The following is a 13,569-nucleotide window of genomic DNA, read 5'->3' on the forward strand; positions in this document are numbered from 1 at the left end:
GTCAGAGATGCGGACCGTGACTATGAATGCTGAATGATTCATCAAAAAGCGGGCAATTTAATCTGTAAGAATGTTCTGTGGAGGCGGTCAAATGAGAGGGTTGCATGTCTTGATGTGTATATTGCTGCTATGTGCTTTTGTTCCTAATGAAGTAGAGGCATATACATTAAAACGAGTCGATCTTGAAAAAACGGGACATGCCTTTTGGGACATGAGAGCGGAACGGAAAAAGATTGCGATCACCTTTGATGATGGACCTCATCCAGTTTACACGAATCAAATATTGGATGTGCTGAAGCAGCATCAAGTAAATGCCAGCTTTTTTGTCGTAGGAAGCCGGATTCACGCATATCCAAAGATCGCAGAACGGATTGTGGACGAAGGAAATGAGCTTGGCAATCACACGATGAATCATACGTATTTTGACCTGTTATCCTCAAAAGAGATCAAGCAGGAGCTAAAAGAATCAGCGGCTCATATCGCTTCACTTCAGCCTGGCGGACCCTTATTATTTCGCCCCCCTGGCGGCCGCTTGACGATGACATCATTCCGCATTTTGTCAAAGCAAGGATATGATGTGGTCATGTGGTCCTTTACGCAAGATCCGAAGGACTGGTCAAGACCAGGCTCACGCAAAATTGCGAGCCGGATTATTGATCATATTCAAGGCGGCGATATCATTCTTTTGCATGATGGCGGGGGCAATCGGAAGCAGACGGTAGAAGCACTGAAACAAGTGATTCCTGAATTAAAGGATCGAGGCTATGAATTTGTCAAAGTGAGCGAACTGCTGCATCATGACAAAGCGTATGTACCTGTTCAACTGCAATAGGAAGCATTCGTCAAAAACAGTCATTCATTGAAACCAAAAGTCTTGTCGTTTACTATATGAAGAGGGCTTTTGGAGGTGAATGTTGTGAAGAAATGTGTTGTCCTTTTTATCCTGCTTTGTGTCGCTGCTGGGTGCTCAAAGCCAGAACAAGAAAGTGTCATTGCATTTGGCGACAGCAATACAAGGGGATCAAACTGGGACTTTCGAGATTATCCAACATCTGAAAAATGGGTGAATCTCATGAAAAACGTCGAGCGCGGCCAAATTCAAGTGAAGAATGCAGGCATTGGCGGGCAGACAACTGAAGACGCGAAGCTTCGCTTTGAGCAGGATATTTTAAAGCAGAAACCAACTTACGTCCTCATCATGTTCGGTACGAATGATGCGGCGATTTTAGATGGGAAACATCCCCGCGTGACGAAAAAACGATTTAAAGAAAATGTATCCTACTTCATTTCTGAAAGTAGAAAAGAAGGCATTACCCCGATTCTCATGACCTGTGTACCTGTTGTAGAAGGCGGAAAAAAGGGCTTGTATTACTACTCTAGGTATAAGTCATCTTATTTTGCTGAGAGAGGCGGGGCAAGAGCTTGGCAAAATTCCTATAATGACATTACGAGAGAAATAGCCAAGGATCAGCAAGTACCGCTTGTCGACAATTGGAAAGCGTTCATCCGAGAAGCTGGTGAAGATAGTGACAATGCGCTGATTCAATCAGGTTTGATCGACCCTTCTGGCAATCATATGACGCCAAAAGGGGCAAGAATTATTTATAACGAAATCAAAGAGCGTGATGTCATCAAACATTTTTAAATGATGGCCATCTGCCTAAACAAGACCATCCATCCAGCATAGTCTAACAGTATATCTTCCTAGAAGGAGGTAACTGATATGTGGGGATGCCCTTATCCTTACCCTGCGTGTTCACCTTATCCAGCTCAAGGAGCAGGAATCGGTTACGCTTTTCTTGTTGTGTTCCTTGTGGTCATTTTGGTCGTAGGCGGAGGGTTATGGTTTTGGAATGAACAGCCTTGCAAATAAGACACCTCTTCTTTGATGAGAAGGGGTGTTTTTTACGGAAAATAGTAGTAAGCCTATAGCGCAAGTGATATAATATCAGTCACCTGAGTTTAAAAAAGGAGAGTGCTCGGGAGGCATGGTTCCTGCGAAATGGAATTAAGAGGAAACAGAGAGCATATGCCCGAGCGAACGTCTTTTCATTTCTGTCTCAATTAATTCAATGAAGTCGCGATTTAAGTTCATTTCATTTGCTTTATAATACGATTCTATAAGTAAATCATCTGACAGCTTTTTCATACTAGAAACCCATATGATGGGAAAAACACCTCCCCTGAAAAAGTTGGCATAAAACTTAAGGAAAAGACATATCATCATAGGTTGATCGAATGTCTCTGAAGTACCTTTAATCTACCATGAATGGGAAACAAGAACAATCGTTCTGTTATCCACATGGTGAAGTGGATAACTTGTGGGTAGAGTGTTTATAATTGAATGAAAGCGTGATGAAATATAGGTGGATAATGTGTGTAAAATTATCCACACCTGTTGAAGGTCCTCGTCATATGTCGAAAACTTTTTCATTGTATTCGATAGACAGACAAATTGTGATTTGATTCGACACCATCGCTGAAAAACCAAGGGAAGAAAGGGTGCAAATTGTGCTAAAGAAGTATTTCTTACCGGATGAATTTGTGAAAAGCATTTTCCACATTTCACCGCAAAAATTAAAAGAACGAAATGTAAAAGGAATTATTACCGATTTAGATAACACACTAGTAGAATGGGACCGTCCAAGTGCGACGCCCCGCTTAATTGAATGGTTTCAAGAAATGAAGGATCACGGGATACAAGTGACGATTGTATCGAACAATAATGAAAAAAGGGTCAAGCTTTTTTCTGAACCAGTTCATATCCCGTTTATTTATAAAGCGAAAAAGCCTATGGGAAGAGCCTTTAATAAGGCAGTCTCTGATATGCAATTGAAAAAAGAAGATGTGGTGGTCATTGGGGATCAGCTCATGACCGATGTACTAGGCGGGAATCGTCATGGCTTCCATACGATTTTGGTCGTCCCTGTCGCTGCCTCGGACGGATTTTTCACCAAGTTTAACAGGCAGATTGAACGCAGAATTTTAGGAGCCTTAAAGCGTAAGGGCCACATTCAGTGGGAGGAAGAGTAATAATGGAAAAGGTTGTTTGTATTGGCTGCGGTGTAGCCATTCAGACGGAAGATAAAGATCAATTAGGATATGCGCCGGCAGCATCTCTATTGAAAGAAGATGTAATCTGTCAGCGCTGTTTTAGGTTAAAGAACTACAATGAAATACAAGATGTTTCTTTAACAGAAGACGACTTTTTAAATATATTGCACAGCATTGGAGAGACAGATTCTCTGATTGTAAAGGTCGTTGATATTTTTGACTTTAACGGAAGCTGGATCAATGGGCTGAGTCGTATTGTCGGTGGTAATCCGATTTTACTCGTCGGCAACAAAGTAGATATTTTACCGAAATCCGTGAAAAAAGATCGTCTGATTCATTGGATGAAACGGGAAGCGAAAGAAAACGGATTGAACCCGATCGATGTTTTCTTAATCAGTGCAAGCAGAGGTCAGGGCGTACCTGAGGTGATGGAAGCGATCGATCATTACCGTGAGGGAAGAAATGTCTATGTCGTCGGCTGTACGAATGTTGGAAAATCAACATTTATCAATCGAATCATCAAAGAAGTATCTGGCGAAGAGAACGTGATCACCACATCCCAATATCCAGGTACAACACTTGATGCCATTGAGATCCCGCTTGATGACGGATCTGCTCTATTTGATACGCCGGGCATTATCAACCGTCATCAGATGGCGCACTATGTCAGCAAAAATGACTTGAAGATCTTAACGCCGAAAAAAGAATTGAAACCGAGAACGTTCCAATTAAATGAAGCACAAACGCTTTATTTTGGCGGCCTTGCTCGATTTGATTATGTAAAAGGCGGCAGAACGTCATTTGTCTGCTATATGCCAAATGAGCTGAACATACACAGAACAAAGTTAGAGAACGCAGATGATTTATATGAAAAACATGCCGGGGAACTGCTATCACCGCCATCAAAAGAGGGGATGGAAGATTTCCCTCCGCTCGTTCCGCATACCTTTACGATTGATCAGCCGAAAATGGACATCGTCTTTTCAGGCTTAGGATGGGTAACGGCAAATGATGCAGGGAAGCAAATCAAAGTCTATGCGCCAAAAGGCGTTCATGTGTTTATGAGACGTTCGTTAATTTAAATGTTCAAAGGGGGAGAGACCTTGAAACCTTTATACGGATTAATCGGTAACCCTGTTGGTCATTCAATGTCTCCGGATATTCATAATGCAGCATTGAAGGATGCTGGGATTGATGGACATTATCATGGCTTTCAAGTAGAAGACGAAGACCTTAAAGATGCCATTCGCGGTATGAAAGCCTTAGGAATAAGCGGCTTTAACGTCACTGTTCCGCACAAGGTAGACATTATGCAGTACCTTGATAAAATTGATGTGACAGCTGAACGCCTGCGTGCAGTCAATACGGTGCGGCTTGAAGGAGGTCAGCTCGTCGGGTACAACACAGATGGAGAGGGCTTTCTTCATTCATTGCTTGAAGCCTTGGATCAGCCTTTAACAGAGCTGTCATTTCTAATGATTGGTGCTGGCGGAGCAGCAAGAGCGATTTATACGACAATCGCTGACTATGCACCGAAAAGCTTTGATATCACCAACCGCACCATTGAAAAAGCTGAGGCTTTAATTGAAAGTGCAGATGGGAACATCACATCTAGTGCCATTACTTTAAAGACAGCAGAAGAACGACTTGGGGAATATGATGTCATCATCCATACGACCTCAATCGGTATGTACCCGAATGTTGAAGAAACCCCGATTTCTTTAGCAAACGCAAAAAAAACAGCGGTCGTTTGTGATATTGTGTATAATCCAATAGAAACAAAGCTGCTCAAAGAAGCAGCCGGGTTAGGTTTGAAAACAGTAGATGGTGTCGGCATGTTTGTTGGACAAGCAGCAAGAGCCTTTGAACTGTGGACAGGCATCACGCCTGACGCCAGAAAAATGAAGTCAATTGTAATAGAGAAATTAGGAGGAACACCATGTTAAAAGGGAAACAAAAACGTTTTTTACGTGCAAAAGCACATCATTTATCACCTATTTTTCAAGTAGGAAAAGGCGGGGTAAATGACAATATGATCAAGCAAATTTCCGAGGCGCTTGAAGTAAGAGAACTGTTAAAGGTCAGCGTATTACAAAACTGCGATGAGGACAAAACGGAAGTTGCGAAAGCACTTGTAAAAGGTGCAAAAGCTGAACTTGTTCAAACGATCGGAAATGTGATTGTCCTTTATAAAGAATCGAAGGAAAATAAACAAATTAAGCTGCCGTAAAGGTGGATGTGATATGAAAAAAATAGGGTTGTTTGGCGGTACGTTTGATCCTCCTCATAATGGGCATTTGCTGATGGCGAATGAGGTGCGTTTTCAAGTAGGGCTTGATGAAATGTGGTTTATCCCAAATCACAAGCCCCCTCATAAAACAGACCGGAAACGAGCAGATAGTCGTCACCGGGTGAAAATGGTGGAAGCGGCGATTCAGTCAAATCCATATTTTCGGCTGGAGCTCATTGAAATGGAGCGAGAGGGTCCATCTTATACAGTGGATACGGTGGAGCTTTTAAAGAAGCGTCATCCTGAAGATGAGTTCTTTTTTATGATTGGAGCGGACATGGTCGAGTATTTGCCAAAATGGCATAGGATTGATGATTTGCTTCAGATGATCACCTTTATTGGGATGAAAAGACCGGGTTATGCCGGAAGTACGGCATATCCTCTTTTATTTGCAGATGTTCCAGCTTTTGATGTATCATCGACATTGATTAGGCAGCGAATAAAGCAGGAAAAACCTGTCGATTATTTGATACCGAAAGCTGTTGAGCGTTATATAAAGGAGCATCATTTATATGAATCGTGAAGAAGCATTGAACTGTGTCAAAGAGCAGTTAACAGAGCATAGATATACACATACACTCGGGGTCATGAGTGCAGCCATTTCATTAGCGGAACGGTTCGGTGCAGATGTGAAAAAAGCAGAGATCGCCGCTATTTTTCATGATTATGCGAAATTTAGACCAAAGGAAGAAATGAAGGGAATTATCCAGAAGGAACAGATGAACCCTCTATTGCTTGAATATTCGCCTGAGCTTTGGCATGCCCCGGTTGGTGCTTATCTGGTTAAAAAGGAAGCGGGCATTGACGATCAAGACATTTTAACTGCCATTGAATTTCATACATCAGGCAGGCCAAACATGACATTACTTGAAAAGGTCATTTATGTCGCTGATTATATCGAACCAGGACGTCATTTCCCTGGTGTTGAAGAAGTAAGAGAGTTAGCAGAGCATGATTTGGATAGCGCGCTGGTTCAGTCACTAAAAAACACCATCAGCTTCTTATTGAAAAAGAATCAGCCAGTCTTTCCAGATACATTGGCTACTTACAACTCGCTTGTGCATAAGAACAATTAAGGAGGAATTTGGATGGATTCATCATCAATTTTAAACGTCGCGGCAGGAGCATGCGATGATAAACGGGCTGAGGATATTATTGCCCTTAATATGCAAGGAATCTCACTTGTTGCCGATTATTTTCTCATTTGTCACGGGAACTCTGATAAGCAAGTGCAGGCCATTGCAAGAGAAGTAAAACATCTTGCAGAGGAAAGTGGAATCGAAGTGAAGAAGATGGAAGGCTTTGATGAAGCAAGATGGGTATTGATTGATCTTGGTGATGTCATTGCTCATGTGTTCCACAAAGAAGAAAGAGGATACTACAACCTAGAGAAGCTATGGGGAGATGCGCCGAGAGAAACGCTTTCACTTGGCATTAACTCATGATTTATCAAGGGTTTGCAGGTGTGTATGACGAGCTCATGACACATGCACCTTATGATGAATGGGTTCAGTGGATCCAGCAGAATATCAAACCGAATGCTGCCATTATTGATGTTGGCTGTGGGACTGGAGAAATTTCTCTTCGGTTAGCTGAAAAGGGCCACACAGTCACAGGAATTGACCTCAGTGAAGAAATGCTGGTCTTCGCGCAGCAAAAAGCACAGGCGAAAAAGCAGTCCATTCAATTTTTACATCAAGATATGAGAGAGCTTACGGGTTTTGAGCAAGTCTTTCAAGCAGCGGTTATTTGCTGTGATTCCTTGAATTACTTAAAAAACGAAAATGACGTCAAAAAAACCTTTAAAAACATGTTTCAGCTTTTAGAGGCAGATGGGGTTTTACTCTTTGATGTTCATACACCTTATAAAATGGAAGAGGTATTCCCAGGTTCGACTTATGCCGATCAAGATGAAGAGATCAGCTATATTTGGCAGAGTGATAAAGGGGATGACATGTATTCGGTCATTCACGATTTAAGCTTTTTTGTAAAGGACGGAGACGTGTATCAGCGTTATGATGAGACACATGAACAGCGTACATTTCCATTTGAGACATATGCGGCGTTCCTTGAGTCCGCTGGCTTTGAACAGATAGAAGTGACCGCTGATTTTACAAATGAAGTCCCTGGGGAATTCGCCGAAAGATATTTCATTTCAGCTAAGAAACCAAAAACCATCGTTTAATGGAACGATGGTTTTTTAAAACCCTTTTTTCGCTTGTTGCAGAGATGATTAATTTCTGCGATCATCAGTAAACACACTTGGCGGGTATTGATGCGCAACCGCTTCAAGGTCTTCATCGAATTTTTCATGGGTGTTTTGAAAGAGGCGGTGAAACATATCTTGAACACCTGCTTCAAGTGCTTTAATCCCTTCACCAGTGACGCCGCCTTTAACACACACTTTGTCTTGCAGTGTCGGAAGGGTATAGACTCTTTTTTCAATCAAACGGCCAAGTCCTACAAGCATATCTTCTGATAAGGTGGTGGCTTCTTCTTTAGAAATATCTGTTTCTTCGACAGCTGCTTCAATCATTTTCTGAACGAGAAAGCTGATAAAGGCAGGACCGCAGCTGACGATATCTGACGCCGCTCTTGTAATCGAATGATGAATCTCAACGGGTGTTGAAATGCAGGAAGCTAACTGTCTTAACGCTGTTTTCGTCGCGACACTGCATGACGATCCAAATGTTAAAAGTGACGCTCCTGATAAAGCACGGTTCGTAATGCTTGGAATCAGCCTGGCTGTTTGACAAGGAACGATATCCTGAAGCTGTTCAGGGTGAACCGGACTTGTAATGATGACAATGGTTTGCTGTTCTGTTAAAAGAGGGCTCAGCTCTTTTAAAAGTGGATAAATATCAAGCGGCTTGACACAAACAAAGATGAAATCCTTATTCATGACAGCTCCTGTAAGCTGTTTCGTTACTTCAAGCTCTGGGTGGTTCTTTTTTATATTGAACGCTTTTTCTATGGTCCGGTTTGTGATGGTGATGGATGAGGGATTGACTGCCTTTGATTCAATAAATGCCTCAGTAAGTATGGTACCCATGTTTCCTGTACCGATTATCCCGATATTCAAACGTTCTCCCTCCTTAGGCGCATAGGATCTGTTATCTTCTAAACAGTATGTTGAGCAATAGAAAAATATGATTGAAAGAAGCGTGAGCACGTGAAGCGACTCATTCCATTGAAAAAATACAGTCTTTATATCGGAGCTGGGCTCATGGTCGTGATCATCATCACTTTCTTCCTTTTCGCAGGAAATAGGGAGAGCAGCAGAGAGCCAAGTGTATTGAAGGAAGATAAAGACATACAAGTCACATTAGAAGACAAACAAGAAAAGACCGATAATGAATCATCTCCCATTTTTGTAGAGGTCAAAGGAGCTGTGAAAAAGCCAGGGGTTTATACGTTTCAATTTGATGCACGGGTAGAAGAAGCGATTCGGAGAGCAGGGGGCTTTACTAGTAAAGCAGATACGATTGAAATCAATCAAGCAGCAAAATTAGAGGACAGTATGATGATTTATGTCCGGAAGCAGGGAGAAGCGGAGAGGCAGACGCAAATAGCAGCTACTGACGCTCCATCGGGTAAAGAAAAGAGTCAAGGTGTCAATGTCAATCAGGCTGATGCGGCGGAATTGCAAACCATTAACGGAATAGGGCCAGCTAAAGCAGAAGCCATCATTACGTACAGAGAGGAACACGGGGAATTTCAACAAATTGAAGATTTGCGGAACATTTCAGGTTTTGGGGAGAAGACCATTGAACGGCTGAAAAGTGAATTGACCGTGAAGTAGAATTGACGGTATAGAAAGAAGGCATGTACACTTAATACCAACCATCATTCTGGAGGGATCAGCTCGTGGAAAGAATTTCATGGAATCAATATTTTATGGCACAAAGCCATTTGCTTGCTTTACGAAGCACCTGTGAGCGGTTAGCTGTTGGGGCGACCATCGTCAGAGACAAGCGTATCATTGCAGGGGGATATAATGGCTCAATTGCTGGTGATGTCCATTGTGCAGATGTGGGATGCTATGTCATTGATCATCACTGCGTTCGCACCATCCATGCGGAAATGAACGCTATTTTACAATGTGCCAAATTTGGTGCACCTACAGCGGATGCTGAAATATATGTCACGCATTTTCCTTGTTTGCAGTGCTGTAAAGCCATTATTCAAGCAGGTATTCGAACCGTGTACTATGCAAAGGATTATAAAAATCACCCATATGCCGTTGATTTATTTGAGCAGGCAGGTGTTCAAACGGAACAAGTTGAACTGGATGAAATGATCATCGACTTAAAAAATCAAGAAAAATTGGCCTTTGTTGCAGATTTAATTGGCAAGCTAAGTGAATCAGGACTTAGTGAAACAGAAATTCGCGTTATGCATGAGAAGGCGAATCAATTATTTACTTCCTATGTTTAATTATTTGCCGTTTGGGGCAATTTCAGCAGCTGTTGGAATTGCTCTGGCTGCATATCATCTTCATGTGTATTTCCTTCTCTTTCTTCTCATCATATTACTTCTCAGCCTACTGAAAAAAATTCCCAAGCTCTTTCTCATGATCAGCCTATGTGGAGCTGTTTATACTCTTATTTTTATGGTTCATGAGTTTTTTGAAACGGATCAACCTGTACAAGAAAAATTTCTTTCCGGCTCCGTTGTGATTGAAAGTATTCCGAAGACAGATGGCAATCGTTTTTCAGCAACTGTGTCAACAGAACATGAACGGCTAGCTGCTTTCTATACCATTCAAACAGAGCGTGAAAAAGAGGCGCTAAAAGATGTAGAGCCAGGTATGAGCTGTCATATGACAGGTGATGTTCGGCCGCCTAAACACGCAACCATTCCTAACGGGTTTCAATATGATCAATTTCTAAAATCAAAAGGCATTAGCGCCATTTTCTTACCGCAGTCAATCAAAGGCTGTACAAAAAAAGACAGACCTTCCTATTATCTTCAAGCGATGAGGCAAAAGGGCTTAAAATTCTTAGAAGATCATGTGCCGAAAAACTCTGTAGGCATTGTACAGGCCCTTATTTTTGGTGATCGTGAGTTGATTGATCCTGACACATTAAGAGACTATCAAATGCTCGGCATTATTCATCTGTTAGCGATCTCAGGACTGCATGTGCAAACGCTTCTTGCCTGTTTATTTTGGTGTCTGCTTCGTGCCGGTGTGACAAGAGAGACAGCACGTATTCTTCTATTATGCTTTCTTCCTGTTTATGCTTGTTTGACAGGTGCTGCACCATCGGTTTTAAGAGCTTGTCTCATGGCAGGAATCTATTTAGTGATGACGAGCCTGCCGAAAGAAATGAAACAGCCTTCTGCTGTCGTATTAAGCGCAACGTTTTTACTCTTATTAGCGTTTCATCCTCTATATCTATTTGATATCGGATTTCAGCTTTCATTCGTGGTAACGTTCTTTATTTTGTTATCGACCAGAATCTTATCACAAGCGAAAAGTGCAGTGATGCAGTTATTCCTTATATCCTTTGTTGCGCAGCTTGCCTCGCTTCCTGTTCTTTTATATCATTTTCAGCAATTTTCTTTGCTGAGCATCCCATTGAATATGATGTTTGTCCCTTTTTATACGACGGTTGTCCTGCCTCTGTCCTTACTCTTTTTTCTTTTGTCCATCATTTATCTCCCTCTTGGACAAGCATTGTTCCAGCTGCTTGATTCGGTCATCCAGCTAAGTCATCAGTTGTCAGCACATATGGCAGTTTTTAATGGGTTTAACTTGATTTTTATGAAATCTACTTGGTGGCATATTCTTCTGGAAGTGAGTGCCATTGTTTTTCTGCTGTTTGTGATGGAGTGCAAAGCTTCTGTGAAATCCTATTCTGTGCCAATTCTTTTTTCCATTGGTGTTTTGAGTGTACACTTTTTTACTCCGAACTTTCTCCAAAAAGGGGAGGTCACGATGCTGGATGTAGGGCAGGGGGATAGTTTGTTTATTCAACTGCCCTATCGAAAGGGGCATCTGCTTGTGGATACAGGGGGCAGACTTTCTTTTGAAGAGGAACCGTGGAAAAAAAGACGTAAAGTATCTACGATCGGTGATCAAACGCTGATCCCGTTTCTGCATTCTAAAGGTATAGCAAAACTTGATGTGCTGATTCTCACGCATGCGGATCAAGATCACATGGGAGAAGCGGTTCGTTTAATCAACCGAAATAAAGTAAAGCGGCTGGCCATACCAAAAGGCTTTGCCCGAAGTCCAGAGGACGCAAAGCTGCTAAAAGAAGCAGCTAAAAAAGGGATATTTATTGATGAATTAGAAAGAGGAGATCAGCTCCGAGTTGGAGAGCACATATTTGAGGTTCTGCACCCTTCGCAAGACCGGGTGACAAGTAAGAACAATGATTCACTCGTTCTGGCTTTTACTCTTGGTGGGAAACGTTTTCTGTTCACTGGAGACCTTGAACAAGAAGGGGAACGAGACATCATAGAAGCCTATCCCCACCTGCGAGCGGATGTCTTAAAGGTTGGGCATCATGGCAGTAAAGGGTCAACAAGTGAGGAGTGGCTTCGACATCTGGAGCCGTCCTATGCACTCATTTCGGCTGGTGAACGCAATCGTTATCAGCATCCTCATCAGGAAGTTTTGAAAAAACTAAAGGATCATCAAATGGAGGTGTACCGCACAGATCGAGACGGAAGTGTGACCTATGAATTTCTTGAGAAGAAAGGAACGTTTTACACGCAACCTCCATATGATATCTTACAAAATCAATAAAAAAACTGCCAAAACGGCAGTCATTTAGCAATCATGAAGTTAAGATCCAACGAGGTGTATAATTGTTGCCAAAATAAACATTGAGGCGAAAAATCCGAATGTGACGATAAAACCAACGGCTGAGTCGGTCACATCATTCCGCTTGCTTTGAACATTTTTTTCAAATTCATTCATTTTCATCCCTCCTGGCTAATTTTAGTATACTTGAACTCATTTGGAATTGCTAGAAGGTAAAGTAACCGTTTTCCATTTTCATGATCATTTTATGAATATCGTCTGACAGCGAGCTGACCCGGGAGCTTGCACCAGACGTTTACTATAAATGAGGAGGCGGCACTTTCAGCTTCCTCTTTACTAATGTCTTCACACACTTTAGGATAGAGGAGGAAGTGAAAGAGAGGGATTCAATTTATGGTCTTTGAAGTTTGGAACAATTTTAAAAGAGGGGATATCCATCCCGTTTATTGCTTATATGGAAAAGAAACGTATTTACTGCAAGAAACAGCAGCTAAATTAAGACAAGCTGTAGTAGACGAGGAGACGAAGGATTTTAATTACTCCGTCTTTGATATGGAAGAGGTGCCGCTTGAACAGGCTGTGACGGATGCAGAAACCTTTCCGTTTATGGGAGAAAGGCGTCTCGTTGTGATCAAGAATCCTTATTTTCTTACAGCGGAAAAGAAAAAGGAGAAGATTGAGCATGAGCTTTCTGTGTTAGAAGCTTATTTAGAAAAGCCGGCGCCTTATACCATTCTCGTGTTATTAGCACCATATGAAAAGCTGGATGAACGGAAGAAAATCACCAAATTGCTAAAAAAGAAAGCGGCTATGGTTGAGGCAAAAGAGTTAAACCCAAAAGAAACAACGGATTTCACCATTACATTGGTGAAAACAGAAGGAAAGGCGATGACATCTGAAGCGGCTGAGCAGCTTGTGATGCTATGCGGTGGGAGTCTATCCACATTGTTTCAAGAGGTCAGGAAGCTGAGTACATATATTGGAGAACGAGAAGAAATTGAATTAGCGGATGTCAATCAGCTCGTTGCAAGAAGCTTAGAGCAGAATATTTTCGAATTAATTAACCAAATTGTCAACAGACGCCGCTCTGAGGCCATGCAGATGTTTTATGATTTGCTGAAACAAAATGAGGAACCCATTAAAATATTAGCACTCATATCAACTCAATTTCGATTGATTTTGCAGACGAAGTATTTCGCTCAGCAAGGATATGGGCAAAAACAAATTGCTTCAAATCTAAAAGTCCACCCATTCCGCGTCAAACTTGCTATGGATCAGGCAAGGCTGTTTTCAGAAGAAGAGCTCAAGCAGATTGTCAAAGAGCTATCAACGATCGATTATGAAATGAAAACCGGTAAAAAGGACAAGCAGCTATTGTTAGAATTGTTCCTGCTTCGACTATTGGGCGCTTGAACATAAAAAAACGACCTTCTAAAAAGAGGGTCGTTTT

18 protein-coding genes are annotated in these 13,569 nt (G+C 41.8%); 15 read left to right on the forward strand and 3 right to left on the reverse strand.

Annotated elements, in window-relative coordinates; genetic code table 11:
- Nucleotides 1-91 precede the first annotated feature (91 nt).
- The 3 genes from ACP7A0_RS07490 (at nt 92) to ACP7A0_RS07500 (ending at nt 1,873) form a co-directional block, all read left to right on the forward strand.
- On the forward strand, nt 92-832 hold the full coding sequence (locus tag ACP7A0_RS07490; protein WP_106038000.1) for a polysaccharide deacetylase family protein: 741 nt from the start codon (nt 92-94) through the stop codon (nt 830-832).
- An 84-nt stretch (nt 833-916) separates the two neighbouring features.
- On the forward strand, nt 917-1,645 hold the full coding sequence (locus ACP7A0_RS07495; protein WP_223249890.1) for an SGNH/GDSL hydrolase family protein: 729 nt from the start codon (nt 917-919) through the stop codon (nt 1,643-1,645).
- Nucleotides 1,646-1,723: 78 nt separating this feature from the next.
- Nucleotides 1,724-1,873 carry a hypothetical protein gene (locus ACP7A0_RS07500; RefSeq protein WP_003217499.1) on the forward strand — a complete coding sequence of 50 codons (150 nt, stop codon included), beginning with the start codon at nt 1,724-1,726 and terminating at the stop codon, nt 1,871-1,873.
- Nucleotides 1,874-2,008: 135 nt separating this feature from the next.
- Here the strand turns inward: ACP7A0_RS07500 and ACP7A0_RS07505 are convergent, their stop codons facing one another.
- Complete coding sequence (locus ACP7A0_RS07505; RefSeq protein WP_003217327.1) at nt 2,009-2,149, reverse strand: sporulation histidine kinase inhibitor Sda; 141 nt, start codon at nt 2,147-2,149, stop codon at nt 2,009-2,011.
- A gap of 362 nt (nt 2,150-2,511) precedes the next feature.
- Here ACP7A0_RS07505 and ACP7A0_RS07510 point away from each other — a divergent pair, with 362 nt between their 5' ends.
- The 8 genes from ACP7A0_RS07510 to ACP7A0_RS07545 are packed head-to-tail and all read left to right on the forward strand — an operon-like array spanning nt 2,512 to nt 7,529.
- Complete coding sequence (locus ACP7A0_RS07510) at nt 2,512-3,033, forward strand: YqeG family HAD IIIA-type phosphatase (RefSeq protein ID WP_034662006.1); 522 nt, start codon at nt 2,512-2,514, stop codon at nt 3,031-3,033.
- Between the two features lie 2 nt (nt 3,034-3,035).
- Nucleotides 3,036-4,136, forward strand: a complete 1,101-nt coding sequence (gene yqeH / locus ACP7A0_RS07515; protein WP_034661381.1) for a ribosome biogenesis GTPase YqeH — start codon at nt 3,036-3,038, stop codon at nt 4,134-4,136.
- 21 nt (nt 4,137-4,157) lie between these two features.
- On the forward strand, nt 4,158-5,000 hold the full coding sequence (gene aroE / locus ACP7A0_RS07520) for a shikimate dehydrogenase (protein WP_034661380.1): 843 nt from the start codon (nt 4,158-4,160) through the stop codon (nt 4,998-5,000).
- On the forward strand, nt 4,994-5,284 hold the full coding sequence (gene yhbY / locus ACP7A0_RS07525; RefSeq protein WP_034661378.1) for a ribosome assembly RNA-binding protein YhbY: 291 nt from the start codon (nt 4,994-4,996) through the stop codon (nt 5,282-5,284). The genes aroE and yhbY overlap by 7 nt, the downstream gene beginning before the upstream one ends.
- Nucleotides 5,285-5,297: 13 nt before the next feature.
- A complete protein-coding gene (locus ACP7A0_RS07530) occupies nt 5,298-5,867 on the forward strand; it encodes a nicotinate-nucleotide adenylyltransferase (protein ID WP_034661376.1) in 570 nt (189 codons plus the stop codon).
- Nucleotides 5,857-6,420 (forward strand): bis(5'-nucleosyl)-tetraphosphatase (symmetrical) YqeK, encoded by a 564-nt coding sequence (gene yqeK, locus ACP7A0_RS07535; protein WP_034661375.1) that lies wholly within the window; start codon nt 5,857-5,859, stop codon nt 6,418-6,420. Before ACP7A0_RS07530 ends, yqeK begins: the two co-directional genes overlap by 11 nt.
- 12 nt (nt 6,421-6,432) lie before the next feature.
- Nucleotides 6,433-6,789 carry a ribosome silencing factor gene (gene rsfS, locus ACP7A0_RS07540; protein ID WP_003217467.1) on the forward strand — a complete coding sequence of 119 codons (357 nt, stop codon included), beginning with the start codon at nt 6,433-6,435 and terminating at the stop codon, nt 6,787-6,789.
- Nucleotides 6,786-7,529: a class I SAM-dependent DNA methyltransferase gene (locus tag ACP7A0_RS07545; protein ID WP_034661374.1), complete on the forward strand. Its 744-nt coding sequence runs from the start codon at nt 6,786-6,788 to the stop codon at nt 7,527-7,529. The genes rsfS and ACP7A0_RS07545 overlap by 4 nt, the downstream gene beginning before the upstream one ends.
- Before the next feature lie 48 nt (nt 7,530-7,577).
- Here ACP7A0_RS07545 and comER read toward each other — a convergent pair whose 3' ends face one another.
- The gene (gene comER / locus ACP7A0_RS07550; protein ID WP_375565942.1) at nt 7,578-8,426 is read right to left on the reverse strand and encodes a late competence protein ComER; all 849 of its coding nucleotides are present in this window, start codon (nt 8,424-8,426) and stop codon (nt 7,578-7,580) included.
- A 90-nt stretch (nt 8,427-8,516) separates the two neighbouring features.
- Here comER and ACP7A0_RS07555 point away from each other — a divergent pair, with 90 nt between their 5' ends.
- The 3 genes from ACP7A0_RS07555 (at nt 8,517) to ACP7A0_RS07565 (ending at nt 12,101) form a co-directional block, all read left to right on the forward strand.
- Nucleotides 8,517-9,146, forward strand: coding sequence for a helix-hairpin-helix domain-containing protein (locus tag ACP7A0_RS07555; RefSeq protein ID WP_334749794.1), 630 nt, complete (start codon nt 8,517-8,519; stop codon nt 9,144-9,146).
- 65 nt (nt 9,147-9,211) lie between these two features.
- On the forward strand, nt 9,212-9,781 hold the full coding sequence (locus ACP7A0_RS07560) for a ComE operon protein 2 (RefSeq protein WP_034661371.1): 570 nt from the start codon (nt 9,212-9,214) through the stop codon (nt 9,779-9,781).
- The gene (locus ACP7A0_RS07565; protein ID WP_375567701.1) at nt 9,774-12,101 is read left to right on the forward strand and encodes a DNA internalization-related competence protein ComEC/Rec2; all 2,328 of its coding nucleotides are present in this window, start codon (nt 9,774-9,776) and stop codon (nt 12,099-12,101) included. The genes ACP7A0_RS07560 and ACP7A0_RS07565 overlap by 8 nt, the downstream gene beginning before the upstream one ends.
- 39 nt (nt 12,102-12,140) lie before the next feature.
- Here ACP7A0_RS07565 and ACP7A0_RS07570 read toward each other — a convergent pair whose 3' ends face one another.
- Nucleotides 12,141-12,275: a YqzM family protein gene (locus ACP7A0_RS07570; RefSeq protein ID WP_012010638.1), complete on the reverse strand. Its 135-nt coding sequence runs from the start codon at nt 12,273-12,275 to the stop codon at nt 12,141-12,143.
- A 237-nt stretch (nt 12,276-12,512) separates the two neighbouring features.
- Here ACP7A0_RS07570 and holA point away from each other — a divergent pair, with 237 nt between their 5' ends.
- Nucleotides 12,513-13,532: a DNA polymerase III subunit delta gene (holA, locus tag ACP7A0_RS07575; RefSeq protein WP_342689112.1), complete on the forward strand. Its 1,020-nt coding sequence runs from the start codon at nt 12,513-12,515 to the stop codon at nt 13,530-13,532.
- Nucleotides 13,533-13,569 lie beyond the last annotated feature (37 nt).

This window comes from Bacillus sp. DWP3-1, from assembly GCF_049896565.1.
Lineage (GTDB): Bacteria > Bacillota > Bacilli > Bacillales > Bacillaceae > Bacillus.

Coding starts and splice junctions, on each gene's coding strand:
- ACP7A0_RS07490 (WP_106038000.1), top strand. CDS start 92: ATGAGAGGGTTGCATGTCTTGATGTGTATATTGCTGCTATGTGCTTTT.
- ACP7A0_RS07500 (WP_003217499.1), top strand. CDS start 1,724: ATGTGGGGATGCCCTTATCCTTACCCTGCGTGTTCACCTTATCCAGCT.
- ACP7A0_RS07505 (WP_003217327.1), bottom strand. CDS start 2,149: ATGAAAAAGCTGTCAGATGATTTACTTATAGAATCGTATTATAAAGCA.
- yqeH (WP_034661381.1), top strand. CDS start 3,036: ATGGAAAAGGTTGTTTGTATTGGCTGCGGTGTAGCCATTCAGACGGAA.
- yhbY (WP_034661378.1), top strand. CDS start 4,994: ATGTTAAAAGGGAAACAAAAACGTTTTTTACGTGCAAAAGCACATCAT.
- ACP7A0_RS07530 (WP_034661376.1), top strand. CDS start 5,298: ATGAAAAAAATAGGGTTGTTTGGCGGTACGTTTGATCCTCCTCATAAT.
- yqeK (WP_034661375.1), top strand. CDS start 5,857: ATGAATCGTGAAGAAGCATTGAACTGTGTCAAAGAGCAGTTAACAGAG.
- rsfS (WP_003217467.1), top strand. CDS start 6,433: ATGGATTCATCATCAATTTTAAACGTCGCGGCAGGAGCATGCGATGAT.
- ACP7A0_RS07545 (WP_034661374.1), top strand. CDS start 6,786: ATGATTTATCAAGGGTTTGCAGGTGTGTATGACGAGCTCATGACACAT.
- ACP7A0_RS07565 (WP_375567701.1), top strand. CDS start 9,774: ATGTTTAATTATTTGCCGTTTGGGGCAATTTCAGCAGCTGTTGGAATT.
- ACP7A0_RS07570 (WP_012010638.1), bottom strand. CDS start 12,275: ATGAATGAATTTGAAAAAAATGTTCAAAGCAAGCGGAATGATGTGACC.
- holA (WP_342689112.1), top strand. CDS start 12,513: ATGGTCTTTGAAGTTTGGAACAATTTTAAAAGAGGGGATATCCATCCC.